This is a genomic window from Lysinibacillus halotolerans, assembly GCF_003711845.1.
Taxonomy (GTDB): Bacteria; Bacillota; Bacilli; order Bacillales_A; family Planococcaceae; genus Ureibacillus; species Ureibacillus halotolerans.
This window is the reverse complement of sequence record NZ_RHLQ01000022.1, coordinates 1-18,214: the sequence shown is the minus strand read 5'-3', so window position 1 is coordinate 18,214 and position 18,214 is coordinate 1. Positions and strand designations below refer to the sequence as shown.

Annotated in this window: 16 protein-coding genes and 1 pseudogene; 7 read left to right on the top strand and 10 right to left on the bottom strand. The window is 33.7% G+C overall.

All coding sequences use genetic code 11. The features are described 5' to 3' along the window. Positions 1-16: 16 nt before the first annotated feature. The 4 genes from EC501_RS10080 to EC501_RS10065 form a co-directional block, all read right to left on the bottom strand. Complete coding sequence (locus EC501_RS10080; protein WP_122972167.1) at positions 17-1,120, bottom strand: HD-GYP domain-containing protein; 1,104 nt, start codon at positions 1,118-1,120, stop codon at positions 17-19. A 56-nt stretch (positions 1,121-1,176) separates the two neighbouring features. Beyond that, entirely contained in the window at positions 1,177-2,541 is a 1,365-nt protein-coding gene (locus tag EC501_RS10075; RefSeq protein ID WP_122972166.1) for a bifunctional metallophosphatase/5'-nucleotidase, read from the bottom strand. 103 nt (positions 2,542-2,644) lie between these two features. Continuing rightward, a complete protein-coding gene (locus EC501_RS10070) occupies positions 2,645-3,466 on the bottom strand; it encodes a sulfite exporter TauE/SafE family protein (protein ID WP_122972165.1) in 822 nt (273 codons plus the stop codon). Further along, positions 3,466-4,323 carry a DUF72 domain-containing protein gene (locus EC501_RS10065; protein WP_122972164.1) on the bottom strand — a complete coding sequence of 286 codons (858 nt, stop codon included), beginning with the start codon at positions 4,321-4,323 and terminating at the stop codon, positions 3,466-3,468. Before EC501_RS10065 ends, EC501_RS10070 begins: the two co-directional genes overlap by 1 nt. A gap of 418 nt (positions 4,324-4,741) precedes the next feature. On the opposite strand from EC501_RS10065, the gene EC501_RS10060 reads away from it, so the two are divergent. From EC501_RS10060 to EC501_RS10045, 4 genes are all read left to right on the top strand, one after another. Next, positions 4,742-5,443 carry a phosphoadenylyl-sulfate reductase gene (locus tag EC501_RS10060; protein ID WP_122972163.1) on the top strand — a complete coding sequence of 234 codons (702 nt, stop codon included), beginning with the start codon at positions 4,742-4,744 and terminating at the stop codon, positions 5,441-5,443. A 31-nt stretch (positions 5,444-5,474) separates the two neighbouring features. Beyond that, entirely contained in the window at positions 5,475-6,614 is a 1,140-nt protein-coding gene (gene sat / locus EC501_RS10055; RefSeq protein WP_122972162.1) for a sulfate adenylyltransferase, read from the top strand. 13 nt (positions 6,615-6,627) lie between these two features. After that, on the top strand, positions 6,628-7,230 hold the full coding sequence (cysC, locus tag EC501_RS10050; RefSeq protein WP_122972161.1) for an adenylyl-sulfate kinase: 603 nt from the start codon (positions 6,628-6,630) through the stop codon (positions 7,228-7,230). Between the two features lie 165 nt (positions 7,231-7,395). Then, positions 7,396-7,938: a hypothetical protein gene (locus EC501_RS10045; RefSeq protein WP_122972160.1), complete on the top strand. Its 543-nt coding sequence runs from the start codon at positions 7,396-7,398 to the stop codon at positions 7,936-7,938. A 139-nt stretch (positions 7,939-8,077) separates the two neighbouring features. Here EC501_RS10045 and EC501_RS10040 read toward each other — a convergent pair whose 3' ends face one another. The 3 genes from EC501_RS10040 to EC501_RS10030 form a co-directional block, all read right to left on the bottom strand. Beyond that, entirely contained in the window at positions 8,078-10,672 is a 2,595-nt protein-coding gene (locus EC501_RS10040; protein ID WP_122972159.1) for a polynucleotide kinase-phosphatase, read from the bottom strand. 3 nt (positions 10,673-10,675) lie between these two features. Continuing rightward, positions 10,676-12,028: a 3' terminal RNA ribose 2'-O-methyltransferase Hen1 gene (locus tag EC501_RS10035; protein WP_122972158.1), complete on the bottom strand. Its 1,353-nt coding sequence runs from the start codon at positions 12,026-12,028 to the stop codon at positions 10,676-10,678. Positions 12,029-12,301: 273 nt separating this feature from the next. Then, positions 12,302-13,120: a glycerophosphodiester phosphodiesterase family protein gene (locus EC501_RS10030; RefSeq protein ID WP_122972157.1), complete on the bottom strand. Its 819-nt coding sequence runs from the start codon at positions 13,118-13,120 to the stop codon at positions 12,302-12,304. A 278-nt stretch (positions 13,121-13,398) separates the two neighbouring features. Here EC501_RS10030 and EC501_RS10025 point away from each other — a divergent pair. Together EC501_RS10025 and EC501_RS10020 are read left to right on the top strand one after the other, a co-directional pair. After that, positions 13,399-13,551 (top strand): annotated as a pseudogene (locus EC501_RS10025) (DinB family protein); the annotation flags it as partial. 793 nt (positions 13,552-14,344) lie between these two features. Further along, positions 14,345-15,067 (top strand): hypothetical protein, encoded by a 723-nt coding sequence (locus EC501_RS10020; protein ID WP_122972155.1) that lies wholly within the window; start codon positions 14,345-14,347, stop codon positions 15,065-15,067. Positions 15,068-15,273: 206 nt separating this feature from the next. Here the strand turns inward: EC501_RS10020 and EC501_RS10015 are convergent, their stop codons facing one another. Beyond that, the gene (locus tag EC501_RS10015; protein WP_122972154.1) at positions 15,274-15,618 is read right to left on the bottom strand and encodes a YhjD family protein; all 345 of its coding nucleotides are present in this window, start codon (positions 15,616-15,618) and stop codon (positions 15,274-15,276) included. Further along, positions 15,615-15,836 carry a transcriptional regulator gene (locus EC501_RS10010; protein ID WP_122972153.1) on the bottom strand — a complete coding sequence of 74 codons (222 nt, stop codon included), beginning with the start codon at positions 15,834-15,836 and terminating at the stop codon, positions 15,615-15,617. The genes EC501_RS10015 and EC501_RS10010 overlap by 4 nt, the downstream gene beginning before the upstream one ends. 547 nt (positions 15,837-16,383) lie before the next feature. Here EC501_RS10010 and EC501_RS10005 point away from each other — a divergent pair. Beyond that, the gene (locus EC501_RS10005) at positions 16,384-16,629 is read left to right on the top strand and encodes a helix-turn-helix domain-containing protein (RefSeq protein ID WP_122972152.1); all 246 of its coding nucleotides are present in this window, start codon (positions 16,384-16,386) and stop codon (positions 16,627-16,629) included. A gap of 277 nt (positions 16,630-16,906) precedes the next feature. On the opposite strand, the gene EC501_RS10000 is transcribed toward EC501_RS10005, so the two are convergent. Next, positions 16,907-18,001 (bottom strand): hypothetical protein, encoded by a 1,095-nt coding sequence (locus EC501_RS10000; RefSeq protein ID WP_122972151.1) that lies wholly within the window; start codon positions 17,999-18,001, stop codon positions 16,907-16,909. Positions 18,002-18,214: the final 213 nt, after the last annotated feature.

The window sequence follows — 18,214 nt, the reverse complement described above, 5'->3', positions numbered from 1 at the left end:
GAACAGGAAGAGATAACTATTCAACATACTCAATATATTCGGATTCGACTTTCTCTATTTTAACATTTGGCTCATCGGCTAAATGAATGACATATGTATTGTTAATTCGTTCATGATTTTCTTCAAAAATTCGTAAAAAGGGTAACGCTGCATTTTTGGGATTTTGCTCAACTACGATCCCTCTACGACCATCAGATAACAATAAGATAGTCCCGTTTGGATAATGAACAACACTTTTTTTAAAAGCATCGACAACCCGTTCATCAAATATGGTGCCCCTTCCTTCTTCGATGATGGCAATTCCTTGCGAAGGTAACATTTTATTACGGTAAACACGGTTTGTTGTTACCGCATCAAAAACATCTGCAACCGCAATGATTTTAGCATAAGGGTGTATTTCAGAGTCCACTAGACCGCGAGGATATCCACTTCCATCAATTCGTTCATGATGCTGAAAGGCACAATGGGCAACAAGTAACGAAATCGTATGTATATTACGCAAAATATCAAATCCGGTTTTTGTATGTTGTTTCATAATTTCAAATTCTTCATCTGTTAATCGACTTTGTTTGAACAAAATTTCTGATGGAATTAACATCTTCCCTACATCATGTAATAATGCACCAATCCCAATTGTTTTTAAATCATTCCGTGAATACCCCAACTCTTTTGCAATCGCTAGGGAGTAGATAGACACTTGGAAAGAATGTTGGTAAATATATTCGTCATAGATCAATGTATCCGTTAGAACTGTTAAAATTTCATTACTACTTAAAATCGAGGTGAGCAAATTATCAACTAATTGACCAATTTCCTTTGACTTTTTATCTAAAACAAGTGCGGCGGATTTATTCGATAATCCTTTTAATTGGTTAAAGGATTCTGTTATTTGTTTAACAGACTTTTTCCTGACCGAAAGCGGAACCGTTTCCTCAATCTCGATTCCTTTTGAGATTTCATCTTCAATATACACATATTGAATTCCTAATTGTTTTAATCGATGCATTATAGGCTCCGTTACGACAACGTTTCTTTGTATTAACGGAAGCCCTGCTTCATTCCAGATGGTCCTCCCTATAACCATACCCTTTTTTAGGACATTGATTGATATTAAACGCATTCAAAATTCACCTCAATTCTATGTCAATCATCAACGAATTTACTTCCTATTAAAGGTCAATTATAGAGTTTCTTTCCATACTCAATTAATATATCCCGTAAAAATAGTGGTAAATAATATTTCTTTTTCGCATATTTAAAATTTGGGAAGAAGTATCCGAAGGTAAACATATCCAAAGTAGCAAGGGTATATAGTCGATTTGGATCAGCTAGTTCTCCTTGGATAAAAAGTTCTCTGCTCTTATTTAAGGAAAATCCATAGGTCAGCATTTTCCCAAAAATAGAACCTCTAAATCCAAGACCTTTTAATTCGAGCAATGGCCATTCTTCATTTTGCGCCTGTAAATAAACTTCTTTTATTTCTTTTCCCGTTAATTCGATAACACATATATTTATCGGATGGGGAAGAATTTTATGAATATCGAAATTTGTAACAATTCCCTTATTTAAGCCTTCGAGGAATATTCCTGCATTGAACATTGTACAGTCTGCTTCGGTAAAATCGAGTACTGCTTCTGAAAATAGTTGGGATAGTTGTGAGTAGTGAAACCATTCTTTATTGTAACTTCTTGTCGTTTGAAAGATCGGTGTCTTTAAAAGCCGTTTCCCTTCTTCCGCAAGATTAGAGAGAAACATCATCTCCTCTTCTGTTTCAGGAAGAATCGGATTTTCAATAACAATTTCTTCTTTTTTAATCAATTTCCGAGTTTTATGGTCGAACTGTATCGTTAAATGACCAGTATATACGCCAAACTTCCCACATCCCGTTAATAACACGTTATTAACGACTTTGCCCCTTTCAAATAGATGATGGGTATGGGAGCCAAAAATAACATCGATATTTGGACATTCATTGGCTAATAGTTCATCTTCTGTAACACCTAGATGGGATAAGCAAACGACAATATCAACCTCTTTTTTTAACTGATTAGCCAATTGAACTAAAATTTTTCTTGGCTCTGTCACTTGCCAATTCAATTCTCGATAAAAGGCATCAAATAATGCCGTTGCCCCTATAACCCCAATTTTCGTTCCATACTTTGTTTGTAAAATCGTATAGGATTTCAACCATTCTGGTTTTTCCCCTTCCATTGGCTCAATATTTGCTACGACCACTTCAAAATTCGCTTCATCATAAAGTGAATATAATTCTTCAAAGGATAATGTAATCCCCTCATTATTACCGATAGTTACAACATCATATTCAGCTTCATTTAATAGTTTTATATTTCCTTTTCCAAGGGTTGCTTCTGTATATATATTTGAACGATCGAGATGATCACCAATATCGAATAAAAAGCTTGGTTCTCCTAATTTGGCAAATTCAATGCGCTGGCTTTTTATGAACGACTGCATTCGCCGCCAATATTCAAAATGACTATGTATATCATTCGTATGAAAAATATGAATTGTCTCAAGCATTACGGATCACCATCTCTCATAATTTCAAATTTGCTTTCCCCTATTTGGCCTACCGAATTAAGGCGCTGAAAAAAGTACTTCGTTTAACGTTCTAACCTGAACTTTAAAATAAGCCTTCCAATATGGAACGGATTCCGATAAACATCATCACAATTTGTAAAATAAATACGACCGTTTTGGATTCCAATTTTTTATTTAAAAATGCCCCTATTTTCGCACCGATATAAGCGCAAATAATTACCGGGAGCGTATATTCCCAAGGAATATCCCCTAAATAAATATGACTTGCCGTGTTGACTAACGATGATAAAAATACCATAAACATGGATGTTGCCACAGCTACATGGGGAGGAAAGCGGAACAATAGCACCATTGCAGGAACAATTAACGAACCTCCTCCAATGCCGAATAATCCTGAAATTAAACCAACGATAAAAGTAAATAGGAGGGCAAACCAAATAGGGTAGCCATAAACAAACTCCTGTCCGTTATTATCTACAAAGTGTCGTTTCACACCATTTTGTAAAAACCAATTAATTGGCTTTAATTTATCCCTTACTATTAATAAAGAGGATAAAACAATTAATATGATTCCAAAAAAGATATTAAAGGAATCAAGTCCTAATCCTTGATTTAACCAGGCGCCTAGGATTGTACCTGGAATACTACCTAAAAAAAAGATAAAACCACTTTTTAAATCAACTTGCTTATTTTTCATATAAGAAGTTGTCGAAGATATTCCGATAAATACCATCATAATAACAGACAAACCAACGACACTTTGGGGTGTGATGTTAGGAAAGTAGTTAAGATTAATCCCAACGAACAATGTAGCGGGAATTAAAATGACGCCTCCACCTAATCCGACGAGTGATCCAATTAATCCTGCAAATAGAGCAATGACTCCTAGTAAAATATATTCCATTAAAATTCTCCTTCAAAAAAATCTAATTGCTTTGGAGAAAGTCCCTCAAAGTGAACATCTAACATTTGCTGTATTGTTTTAGCATTCTTTGCTGCATGATGACCAGAATTATTGTTGAATAATACAAACACTTCTTCACACTTTTGTTCCAATTGCAATATTTTATTTGCTAAATCCGAAAGTTCCTCCTCGTTATAATCATATAAGAAGCGAACTTCCCTCCAATTTTCTGTTGAACCGGAATTTCGCCACCCAAACACATTACGACCATGTATTCTAACTAATGCACGTTTTGCCGTCACTTCCGGGACAAATGGGACAGAACCGACTCCTGCCTGTGGTTCATCACAAACGGTATGTATAAACCCATTGTCTTTTAAAAATCGAATCGTTTCGTTTTTTCTTTCCGCACTATACCAAGTTTTATTTCGAAACTCGATGGCAACAGGAAAATCGCTAAGTTGTTCTTTTATATACCGTATATATTGTACATGCTTCGTAGAACAATCAAACCATGGTGGGAATTGCACTAAAACCATCGCCAATTTATTAGCATTTTGAAATGTCTCTGCACATTGTCTAAAAGCTTCAAACATTTCGTTTCTAGATTCATACGGATTTTCTTCCCGTAAATGGCCTGTCATCCCTTGATAAGCTTTCACAATAAATTGAAAGGAATCGGGTGTTTCCTTTAGCCATTTTTCAATATTTTGTCTCGATGGGATTGCATAAAAGGAAGTATCGACTTCCACAATCGGAAAATGTCCGCTGTAATCAAATAATTTTTCGTTTTTAGTAGAATTCGTACGATAAATAGATGGATGATCGCCCCATCCAGTTAGACCAATTTTTATCATATCTATCCCCTATTTTGCTTTTTATTATTTTCAGTATTGAGCTATGGATATACACACTTTAAAGTATAAACGATTTAAGAAAAAAAGTTCACTAACGTATCTCCGTAAGTGCACTTTTAGCATGATTTTTAATGAAAATGGTTGTTACAGTTTGTAAAAACAGACATGTTTTGATATTCATTGAAATTTTAAAGATTTCAATAAATTTAAAATTGACTATTTCTAGTAATATAGTATACTTTAAAACAAAGTAAGGATTTTAAGTTGAGGAAAAATCATTCCAGATTTAAAATCATCATTCAACAATCAGCTAAATAATCGTCATAAAATGCTAACTAGACAACTAGAGGCGTTTTAATGGAACCCATCATATGATGGTACATTAAAACGTTTTTATTTTATTTTGAGGGGGAAAATTATGCTTACTTATGATACTTGGGAAGACTCTTTAGTTCAGTTTGATGTAGATGACGAATATAAAGGTGCACTCAATGTTTTAAAATGGGCTTATCAACATTATGGCGATGAAGTTGTTTATGCTTGTAGCTTTGGCATAGAAGGAATCGTCTTAATCGATTTAATTGCGAAAGTAAAACCGGATGCAAAAATCGTATTTTTAGATACAGATGTTCACTTTAAAGAAACCTACGAAACAATTGAAAAAGTAAAAGAAAAATATCCTGAATTAAATATCGAAATGAAAAAACCCGCCCTTACTTTAGAAGAACAAGCAAAACAATTTGGCGACGAGTTATGGAAAACAAATCCAAATAAATGTTGTGAAATTCGAAAGCTTACACCTTTACGAGAAACGTTAACAGGGGCAAAAGCTTGGATTTCGGGTTTACGTAGAGATCAATCAGAAACGAGAAAAAATACCGAGTTCCTGAATCAAGATAAAAAGTTCCAATCAGTTAAAATCTGTCCTCTTATCCATTGGTCATGGAAAGATGTTTGGAGATATGTAAGTAAACATGACTTAACTTACAATCCCTTACATGACCAAGGTTACCCAAGCATCGGATGTTTCCATTGTACAAAACCAGCTTTTACAATGGATGACTTACGCTCGGGAAGATGGCAAGGTTTAAATAAAACAGAATGTGGATTACACGATTAATATCAACGAATCGATTAGGAGGCAATAAAACATGAGCATACAACCACACGGAGGAGTTTTAATTCAAGCTTACAATCCAAATGAACCTATTGAAGCAATCGAAAAAGAAATCCAGCTAGATGCAACCGCATTAAGCGATCTTGAACTAATCGGTATTGGTGCATACAGCCCTCTTGATGGCTTTTTAACGAAAGCGGATTATGAAAGTGTCGTAAAAAACATGCGTCTTGCTTCTGGTCTTGTTTGGAGTATTCCTATTACTTTACCAGTTGACGACGAAACGGTAAAAAATTTAATAATTGGTGATAAAGCAAAATTAACTTATAAAGGGGACGTATACGGAACTATCGAAGTGAATGATATTTTCACACCAGATAAAACGCTAGAAGCCCAACTAGTATACGGCACTGATGACTTAAAACATCCTGGTGTGAAGAAACTACTTGATCGACCAAATACGTATGTTGGTGGAAAAATAACTTTAGTTAAAAAAGCGGAGAAATTGTTCCCTACTTATACGTTTGAACCGAAAGAAACACGGGCATTATTCGAGGAAAAAGGTTGGAAAACGATTGTTGGATTCCAAACAAGAAACCCCGTTCACCGCGCCCATGAATATATTCAAAAAGTAGCGTTAGAAATCGTGGACGGTCTTTTCTTAAATCCATTAGTAGGTGAGACAAAATCCGATGATATTCCAGCTAAAATTCGAATGGAAAGTTATGAAGTTTTATTAGACCAATATTATCCGAAAGAGCGAGTTCAGTTAGGAGTATTTCTTGCTGCCATGCGTTATGCAGGTCCACGGGAAGCAATTTTCCATGCCCTCGTTCGTAAAAACTATGGTTGCACTCACTTTATTGTAGGTCGTGACCATGCAGGAGTTGGAGATTATTACGGCACATATGATGCGCAAAAGATTTTTGAAAACTTCGCACCGGAAGAAATCGGCATTACGCCATTAAAATTTGAACATAGTTTCTATTGCACGAGCTGTGAAGGGATGGCTACGACAAAAACGTGCCCACACGATGCATCTTCTCGCATCATTTTATCTGGTACAAAGGTGCGTGAAATGTTAAGAAATGGAGAAGTTCCTCCAAGTACATTTAGTCGAAAAGAAGTCATCGAAGTATTAATCCGAGGACTACGCGAAGAAATCCATTCCTAAAACGAGGTGTAATATGAGTTCAAATATTGTATGGCATGAAGCATCGATCAATAAATCTGAAAGAAGAGAAAAAAATCATCATCATAGCTTTATCCTTTGGTTTACAGGCCTTTCCGCTTCAGGAAAGTCATCCATCGCCAATTCATTGGCAAGAAGATTATTTGAACAAGGGAATCAATCCTTTGTTTTAGATGGAGACAATATTCGTCACGGTCTAAATAAAGATTTAGGATTTGATGAAGATTCCCGAAAGGAAAATATTCGCCGCATTGGAGAAGTATCAAAACTTTTCGTAGAAAGCGGACAAATTGTATTAACAGCCTTTATCTCTCCTTATAAAGAAGACCGTAATGTTGTACGATCTTTAGTGGAAGAGGGCGAATTCATCGAAGTATATGTGAAATGTTCTGTAGAAGAATGTGAACGAAGAGATCCAAAGGGACTTTATGAAAAAGCCCGCAAAAATGAAATTAAAAACTTCACTGGCATTAGTGCTCCTTATGAAGCACCCGATAATCCTGAAATTGTAGTAGACAGTGAGCAATATTCAATTGAAGAATGTACTGAACAGTTAATCAACTTTTTAGTTGAGAAAGGGTACATCGAGAAAGTTTAATTTATAAATCAATGAACTGCTTAATTAGCATTCTCTAATTAGGCAGTTTTTGTTATTTCAGGGGGAATTTACAGCAATAAAAGCATATAATTTGTAATGACATTTCATAGGAAATTTGGTATAGTCAATAAGTATTGTAAAATTTATATTAGGAGTATTGTACTTATGAAAAAACTATTATTCGGTCTTTTATTACTATTAACACTTGCTCTCGCTGCTTGTGGAAGTACTTCGGAAAATGTATCAGGAAAAGTGGATACTGATAAAGCTACTTCAACTGAACAAGAAGCAACAGAAGAAGAAGCAGTAGAAGCGTCAGAAGAAGCTTCTAACGATGAAAATGAAATTAATCAATTAATCGTTGATAATGAAAATGTAAAAGCTACCCTTGTGAAAATCGTTAAGAAATCAGATGACATTTGGGGCAATACGATTGAAGTTGTATTCGACGTAGAAAATAAACGTTCTGATACAATTGAAGTTCAAGCAAATACGGTTTCTGCTGACGGTCGTATGGTAGATGAAACTCTTTTATCGATGAGTCAAGAAGTGGCTCCAGGAAAAGCAGCTACGGCTACATTAACAATTAATGAGTACGAAGGATATGATTTTCCTGCGCTAGAGTCTGACTTTGAAATGACATTACATATATTCTCTTGGGATGATTACGATTATACTGAAGACCATCCTGTTAAAGTAACATTTTAAGTAAAGAATTAAAGGTCGCTCACACTTCGTTTGTATGAGTGGCTTTTTTTATTATAAATTGAACCAATCAAACAAATAACAAAAGATCGAGTGCTAGACACCCGATCTCCTATTCAAATATAAATCAGCTGTTTTTTCTTTATAATCTTGGATCGACCGGATCTGATTCCATGGAAAGAGTTCCAAGTACACATTCATGTACTCGTTCAATCGATTCACCATTGACGAATCTTTGAATACCTTCTAACCCCAGCGCAAATTCCCTTAAAGCGAGCTTTTGTTTCTTACCAACGTTTCGTTTCTTTAATCGGTTCAAGTTTTCTTGTTCCAAGTAATCCATTCCATAAATGATATGGAGATATTTTCTACCGCGCACTTTAATAGCCGGTTGTACTAGCTTCCCCTTTGATTTTGCAATAAACGGCTCTGGCTTAATGACAATACCTTCGTGGCCATCCTTTGTTATCGTGTTCCACCAATTGGTTACCTCTTTTTCACTTGCTACATCTTCAATTACCATATATTCCGTTTCAATAAAAAGATTGTCCATCGAAGCGAATTCTTTGTTTTTCTCCATATGCCATGTATGTGGCTTATGGAAGAAGGTTTCATTACTATGGGCAAGTAGATGGAAAGGCGCAATTTGGATTTCATCAATTTCATTGATCTCCCAACAATATTTTTGGAAAACCTCTTTGAAGACATGGGCATTGGCCAGTTTATCCTTGTACTCTTCAAGCCATTTCACTAATCCCTCATTTTGCCCTACTGCCCTTTCGATTTTGCTTTTTAGTAAACGACGATCTAAAATCGCATTTTCTGACACATGGGCATATAAACTGCTAATCAATTCTTTTGCTTTCAAATTCCATGGCATTATTTCAGCATCTAATAAAACAAATTCCGTTCCATACTGATGAAAATAATCCTTTGAAGTAAAAGCTTTGTTTATTTTGGAAAGAATTTTGGCCTCTGTTTCTTCATCAAAAAACTTTCTACCGGTACGTGTATAAATTACACCAAGGATTTCTCGGCCAACATATTTGAGACTTGCCTCTTTATCTTTAAATAAAAATAATATTCCTCTACTTCCCATATGTTTCTTTTCAGCAACCATCCGTTCAATCCCCATACTTCGGTAGTAATCGATTGCTTCTTTTGGATGTTCTAAATAATCATCTAATGCTGAAGGCTTTGGTGTTGGACTCATTGTTGGTGGAATATAAATCATCTCTTCAATCGGTACTGTAAAATGAGACACTAAATCAATAGATGGAATTGCATACTCCTTTGGTATTTTAATTTCTCCAAAGGTTTCGGTTAAAACGGAATATCCATTTAAAAATTTAGCAATATTTGGAGGATTTAACCGTTTCTTTTTTAACTCCATTAAAGGATTTGATTTTCCTTCTGAATAGTCTTTTTTAGCTTGTACAGAAACAAACTCCCTTTCCGGATATCGATAGGCTGTTAATGCCCCACCAAAGACGACGCCTTGATCAATATTAACGGTATTGTTCATAATCAATGGTTTCGGTTTTGGGTCATGTCCCCATACGATCAAAGTCTTTGTTTTATGATGAATTGTCCAATCTTTTCGAATCGGTTTTCCAGTTTCATCTAGTCCCTCATTATCGCCATATCGACAAAAGTCACTTATATGGGCCGATTGTTTGCCAATAAATTCATCTTTAATCCCCGCATGGGCACATACCAATGTAGGTACTCCATTTTTCGTTAATACATAATGGGATGGGGCTGCCAAAAGGAATTGTTTTAGCTTATGTTTCAATTGCTCCACTTTTTCTATCCCATAGGCTTCTTCAAATTGAATGAACTCTTCCTCTACAAGATCATCGCCATAATTTAACGTCACTTTTCGACCGTCTAACCAGCGGGCAATTTTCCATCCGTGGTTACTATCAATCATATAGGCAAGACCCTTTTCAACATGTCGTAAGAAAAATTCCATCGTTTGTAATGACTTAGGGCCACGGCTCATAATATCGCCAAGGGATAAAAATTTTCTTCCCTCTGGATGTACATAATAATCTTCGTCATTTTTCATGTAACCTAATTTTTGAAGCACTTGTATCAATTCATTATAACAGCCATGAATATCCCCAATAATATCGATACCATTGCCAACATCTAAATGAACAGGGTTTGTATTTTCTCTAAAAATCTCCACTTGATCTGTATCGGAGAGAAAGTACGTTTTATCGTAACCTTCTTTTTTCATAAATCGTTTTTCCCTTTTAAACACTTGATGCTGCTGCTTAATTCTTCTACTTCCCCGTGGATTTTCCCGATTTTTATCCCTTTCAAGTAAAACAGTTTGATCCACATCTAATACAATGGATACAATTGGTACATGATGCTTATTGGCGATCGATATGTACTTTTTCCGATCATCTGAATATAAATGAGTCGCATCCACAAAGGTTAGTTTATTAAGCCGGCATCGTGTTTCAATCATCGTATCCATTAGCTTAAACGCTTCTGCTGATATTTTTTGATATGCATCAAATAATCCTTCTTCCTCATCATTCGGCCTTTGTGTCCAATCGATAAATTCAACATCACTTACTAATACTCGACATTCATCAGAGCTTACAATTTCGGAAGGAAGTATTTGACCATTATTCACTAATTGTTTTAGCAAAGTAGTTTTACCACTATTGGAAGGGCCTACAAGTAAAACAATGCCTGCATAAGGTAAACGAATATTCATTTTTTACAACTCCTTTCTCGTAAAAATACACATTTGAGTAGGATAACCGTACAGTTCATGTTCTTCACCGATACCATCAAATGTGACATTATATTCACTTGCTTCGCTTTGTGTTTCACACCAATCGGAAAATTCTTCCCTCGTCCACTCAAATCGGTGATCCGAATGACGGTGTGCCCCGTCCCCTAATTGATAGACTTCGTTATACTCCTTGTTAGGAGTTGTAATTAGTAATACCTTTGGCCGATAGTCATGTAAAATCGTTCTCATTATTTTCGGTAAGCGATATGCATCGATATGTTCAATTACTTCACACAAAATGATGATATCTTTATTTTTTAATCGCTCATCATAGTAAAAAAGAGAACCGATTATTTGTTTCGGCATAACGAAATTCTCTTTTTCCTGTACTTTTTCGAAGCGTTTTAGCGCTTTTATCGATTCGGATTCAGACGGTTCCACAGCTAAAATTTCCTTCACGCCATCTACGAAGCCTAACTTAACTGAGAGTTTCCCTTCCCCCGAACCGAGATCTACAATCGTATCTCGATTTTTGAATTCATTCACCTTTTGAATGATTTTTTCATACCGCAGATCATTTAATCTCACTTTCTGTTCTACTTCCGTATTTTGTTTCTCTTCACTTTGCCTTTCTACTAAGCTATACACTTCTTTAAATCGTAAAGCCTGCTTTAAAATGAATTGCCTTTGTGGATGGGTATCCAACCACCCTTCACCATAACGTTCAATCTTTTTGATTTCTTTTTCATCGATATAATAGTGTTTATAATTATCCAATACTGGGATGAGTACAAAAAGCTGACGAAGACCTTTTTGAAGTGTCGTCAAACCTTTTAATGTAATATATCTTGCTGTACTTTTCTTTTTAATATTTACACGATAATTGACCTCACCATATGTAATGGCTACTTCATACCCTAATGGTTGAAAAAGTTCTTCAATCTCTAGATTTGATAGATTCGAAGCTAAAGGCCCAAAACTAAACTCCAGTGGGAAAGAATGGTTTACCCAAGAAATATAATCTTCTTTCGGCTTCCCATTTAACGCTGTACCAAGAGCCGTCCTTAAAAAGGTACAAAAAATACTACTCACAACAAACTCCCGATCGTTAATGTAAGATGTAATATCATAGATTTCAGACTGATTGGATGATAGTCCGATTGGATCAGGTGTTACAAAAAAGGTGACCTCTACTTCCTCTTCCGCAAATTGACTATAAAACATTCGAATGAAATGACCATTTACACTTCTTTCATACAAATTATTTGGATTTTTTGCCAATAAATAAGAGATGACTTTTGCATCTTGTCCAGTCGCTCGTATCGTTAACTGCATCGTAATGAACACCTACTTTTTTAGTGAATTGTTCCAGTTTTATACAATATATCATACGTAAAAAAATATATCTTTTATTTTCAAATTTAATTGAAAACTTGATTTGGGATGGAGTGAGTGGGATAAAAAGTACTGCTGTAAATGGATTCAAATTTTGATATAAATAAAAAAACCTCCACCATTGTGGAGGTTATAATATAAAAGCATTCCTTAAGAGTGTTCTTTTATTTATTAAATGAATGAGCTATTCATATAAATTAAAAATTTCATTGATTACTCACTTTCTTCACGGCTTAAAATTTCCTCTGTATTTTCAAGATAATCGGTAAAAACAGTATCTACATCATATGATAATATTTTCTTCATATACTCTTTTTCGTTTTTACGATCAAACCATACGTCAACTTCTAACCCTGCTTTATGCATCCTTTCTACAAATTCTCGATCAACTTTAGGTGCATATGGGCCAACGCCAATAGCGTAATTTTTAATTTCCTTCTCGTCAACTTCCAACATTTTATCAGGATAAATTAATTGGATTAATGGTATCTCCTTGTCGATACGATGAATGGCTTTTAAGCTGTCAGGAGAAAAAGATTCGATTACTACTTGATCTTGCAATCCTTCTTCCTCAATTAATTTTACTAATTTTTCTTCCATTATTGGCTCGTTATTTACTAGTCTAGTTTCTATATAATAATTCGTCTTCTTACCAAAGGTTTCAAAAATCTCTTCAAGGGTTGGAATTGTTTCCTTTTTATAACGATTTTCAAACCACGAACCTGCATCTAGCTTTTTCAATTCATCTAAATTAAAATTCGAAACTTTTCCTTTCCCATTCGTTGTTCTTTCGATTGTATCGTCATGCATAGATACAAGATAACCATCTTTTGTCATTCGTAAATCAATTTCAATGAAATCTGCACCCAGTTCTATAGCTTTCTTATATGCTGTGATTGTATGTTCAGGTGCTATGTTATTAGCACCTCTATGTGCAATCAACTGAACAGTTCGTTCTTGGTTGTTCTTAACAACAAAAATAAAGCTTCCTACCGCTAAAATGAGAATTAGGTAAATAATATATTTTTTCATAGAATTAACTTATCACTAAGTTTCAAATAGTTCTATAGAAATTAATCATATTTTATTGGATTCATAGATATTTAATTGTCGTGGAAAAACTTCCAGTTCTCATGCAAAGTTGTATTCTACGTTTTATTTTGTGATTAAAGGTTGTAAAGTTGCACCATTTAAGATGTGCGGTAAAATTAAACTTTTTTGTAAAAAATCTAATTCTAATTTACACAAGCAAGAGTATACTTGAACTTATGATGCATAGAAAGCAAAACTAATTATTGAGGAGAATTTTTATGTTCCAAACCTTATCTGATTTTTTGAGATCTTTGGAATTCGAAGCGAGCTTTACACAGAACCTACTAAATAATCTAACTGATGAATCACTTAAACAAGAAATAACAGCACAAAATTGGACGTTAGGACACATTGCTTGGCATCCCTTATCTCTCTACCTTTCAGGAAGATAGAAATAAAAATGCATTAAGATTCTCTCTATCCGTAAATCCAGGAGCCTGCCTGTGCGTGGCTTAAAATCAATACGTTTATCGTCTGTACATAGCCGTTTTTCTGAACAACTTATACATTCTTCATCAACTCATTCTTTATAAATGATTAAATCATTTTAGAAAATTTCTGTACATGATAAAAGAGACAGAATTGTAAAGTTTAATAGGGACAGATGGTGGATTAACAGTGAAACTTACCACAATTTCATATAAGGTGCCCCCTATTTTCTTGCACATAAAAAAGACCGAACGCAATTGCACTCGGTCTTTATCATTTGAATTTTTTGAGTTCCTAGCTTCCTAAAAACCCTCGAAATCATTGATTGTATTGGAATTAACCAATAGAACCTTCCATTTCGAATTTGATTAATTTGTAATAAAATTGGAATGAATACGAATAAGAAAATACTGTTAATTAAAGGTTTTATATTACTTTTTAGAAATAAGATAAAATAATCCAAAATACATTCGTGGGTTATTTGTGGGTGTAATCGTATTTTTTACGTTCTTTTACACATGAAATATATATTCTAATATCTAGTTATATAATGTTAGATTCTCCTTATACTTTTGCTATGTAGGTATTCGCTTTTTTATACATATGTATACCTACAATTGATGTGGTATCATCAAAACATCATCATTTTTGTGATGATATAGTAAAAAATATGTGATATTGTTATCAATTACCTTTATAGTTATTTATGTACAAAATAATAATGAGGTGAAAAATTTGAGTGCTTTTTTAGGTGTAATAGGATTTTTAGGAATAATAGTAGGAATCATTTTATTAATTCTAGGATTAATTAGAAAGAAAAAAATGAAAGGTGGACTTGTATTAGCTCTATCTTTTGTAGTATTTATAATTGCATTGTTTATTCCATCACCAGATTCGAAGAATACTACAAAACAAGCTGTAGAAAGTGAAACTAAAGAAGTAGCTGAAACATCAGAAAAAACTGAGGAACCAAAAGAAGAATCTACAGAAAAACCTTCGCAAGACGAGGTGACTTATTATCAAACTGAAGTGTTACCAGCCATTGATGACTTTCAGGCTGAATATGATAGAATTTGGAATGATTTATGGGTAACAACATTTAATGGTGTATCAGATGGTTCAGTAGACGTGTACACTGCTTATCGAAATATGACTTTCATTGAGACAAACTATAATGTGCTAAGCGATAATATAGCGGAATTTGAAGGGGGAAATTTATCAAAAGAGAATAAAAAGTTATTAGAAAGCTATAAAGAAAAGTTAATTGAATCTGCAGATTATCGTGCAATAGCAAGTAGAAGCGCTGCAGAAATGTTTGATGAAGGTAATTTAAAACCATCTAAAGTTGAAGAAATTAAATCAATAATTTCTTCTGGTGATGTAGAATTAATGCAGGCTATGGCAAATAGACTATCTATTGAAGAGAATTTAGGATTAACACAACAAACAACTGATTAATCAATAGAAAAAAGTCACTCATTGAGTGGCTTTTTTTGTACTTAAAAGTATGAACAATATTTAGTTAGGTTACACTTGATTTACATCTCAAACACTTTTCCAAAAATAAGAAATCGACTAAACAATTCTTCAAATTAAAAAGAGAAAATTGAAAAGTCCTAGGAAGATAGTCGAAGCATTTTTAGTCACTCATTCGAGTGGCTTTTTTATTGCACATTCAATAATCTTTTTATCTCATCATCAACCTTATTTTTAAGTGCAATATTTAAGTATCTACGATTATGTTCAGTCCCCTTATCCATAATCACATATTCCGTAATATCTTTATCGATTCGTATTTCTGCTTGAACTTTAATACCACTCTTACCCAATTGGGATTTCACTTCTCTTAATTCATTTTGAACTACAATTATTTGTTGTTCCATCCACATAGCTAATGGACGATTCATTTTAATATCATTTAAATGATTTAGATCGCGCTCTAAAGTCCGTTTTGTCAAATCGAGGATAATGTGTTTATGAATTAAGTCTGCAGCATTAAAGTCAATCAAATCACTTCACGCTCTTTTCGGATAACTGGTACCAATGCAAGAACATTATCGATAAAAAATACTCGATTAGCATGTTTTAAAAAGCAATAAGCATTAAATTTATCATCAGATACATTCGTTACTTTAATACGTCTTTTAGTGATTTCACCATTTTTAGCGATGTACATCATATCTACTAACTGATTACGTTGCATTACTTTGTTTAACTGTTCTTTCATTGATACCACCCCCACAAGGAACATATGTTCTATTTTTAAGTAAATTATAGAACAAATATTCCCTTTTATCAATAAGAATGATAACTACAATTGGATTTATTGATGTAATTTTTTCAAAAAAGTAAAAGAATTTATAACAATCTGTTGACTCGAGTTAATATCGAGTGTATAATAAAAGTATAGAAAGGAGGTGAAAAAATGGAGGATTTAAGAAATATAGTCCTCATCATTGCCGGTATAATCGCAAGTATCAAAGGCACACTTGATATTTGCGATTGGTTGAAAAAGGACAATGATAAGGACTAACACTAAAGAAGGGGGCTGAAACTTCAGCCTTCCTTCACTCTTAAATTTTATCACATCCTCCATAAAATTATGAACAGAATATCTTCAACAGATTGGTTAGTTTTTATTTTAGTGGCAATTTTTTTAGTGGACCTTGATTTTAACAACATGAATTTCTTAAAATGGATTGGTTTTGGTGTATCCATTCTATGGCTCGTATTATTCATTTTTAAACATTTATTCAAGAAAAGAGGTTAAAATTTTGGAATATAACATTCAAAACAAAGATGACTTTAAAAAGTATGTAAAAAATGAAGTTTTAACATCATCAGAGGTTATAGAGGAATTACAAATATCACGCCAAGCTCTAAACTCACTTGTTAAACGCGGTAAATTAGTGCCCATAAAAGAACTAAGTAGAGATAGACTCTTTTTAAGAGAAGATATTGAAAATCGAAAAGCTTCTGCACAGGAATTGAACAAAAAATACAGACCATATGAAGAATAAACGAAAAAGACCAAGCCAATTTTATAATTGCTTGGTCTTTAAATGCATAAAATAGTACGAAATAGTACTTTTAATTCTTGAAAAATCGCATAATTAATGCGATTATTAAGATAATCTAAGGAAGGAGCTGGAACTAAGATGAAATTTGTTCAGGTATTATACGGTTACTTTTTGCTTATGTCTGTTGTTTACCTGGTTACTAAAGTAATTTCATTTTTTGTTCCTATTGAGTTCGTGCATTTTTTCGTAATTCTACTAGCGCTAGCTCTCATGATTTTTAAGGTTGCTCCGCATCCCGAACGTCATCATTACCCATTTGCTTTTCAACTGAAGAAATCAACTTTCCTGCATCGAAATCAGTAATTTTAAGCCGTTCTCTGACCAGTTCGGCTTCTTTTTTTGTTTCTTCGTTTTCCAATTCGCGACGCAATCGTTCATTTTCTAATTGTTTTGTAATTTTTTCTTCTTCCATAATCTCAATTTCTTTTTCTGTCTTTTTTATTTCCATTTGGCCTTTCTTATAGGCTTGAATAGATGGCACTATTCCTTTAAATTTAATACCGAAAAAATCTACATCGCCTACGACAATTCCACTTAATATAGAGACCGTTGTAACTACAGCTACCCAGTCTGATGATAATAATTCAATTAAACCAGGGCTTTGTACATTAGATCTTACAATTAACTCATGCCCACTTTTATTAGATTGTTTTTTAATAATAGAATATAAATCATACCATTCGTTCGAATTAAGTCCTTCCTCCTTAGAGATTTTTAATGTCCCGTGGCAAAGCCCCTCTTGAACATAAATGGGAGATAATAATTGATTTATATATTCCTTCTCTTCTTTCAAATCAAATATAGTCTGGTGTGCTGATAGTATCCAATATAACTTTTCTGAGATTTCATTTCTCGAAACTTCTTTTATCCATTCGATATTTCTTCTTTTAAAAAATGGATTAACAGCATAATTAACCTCTACTTTAGATTCAATTTCTTCTTTTGATATTTCGTATGGATTACTTTTAATAATACCAATTATAAAACTTGTTGACTTTTTCGAAGGCACCATAACTATATCGCCTATTTTCATTTCCTGAATAAACTTAAATGTCCTACTCGTACCGTGAGATATTTGTTGTGCCGTCCAATCCTTGTATATATCTTTGTACAGCGTTTTATAATGGTCTATTGTAATACCTGCAATACTACTATCTCCACTATTAATCAATGATTCTAATGTAACTTCATTATCTGATACAGCAATAAAATTGTTTAGTAAGAAGTCTTCGTAATATTTTCCACCATCCGCTCTGACAAGCCAATAACCTATATCGTCTGGTATATGTAAAACACTTATCAAATCACTCATCATATTGCCCCTATCTATTAATTAGTCTATTAAATTAATATACCAAAGATTTAGATATTTTTTAACATAACATAAAAAAACCGCCCTCCACATGATATGCCCCGTAAAAGTTAGACACCAATCTAACTTTTACGGGGTGTTTTTTATGACTAAAATTACAAAAGATGAAAAAATACGAATATTATTACGTTATGTAAATGGACAAGAAAGTGT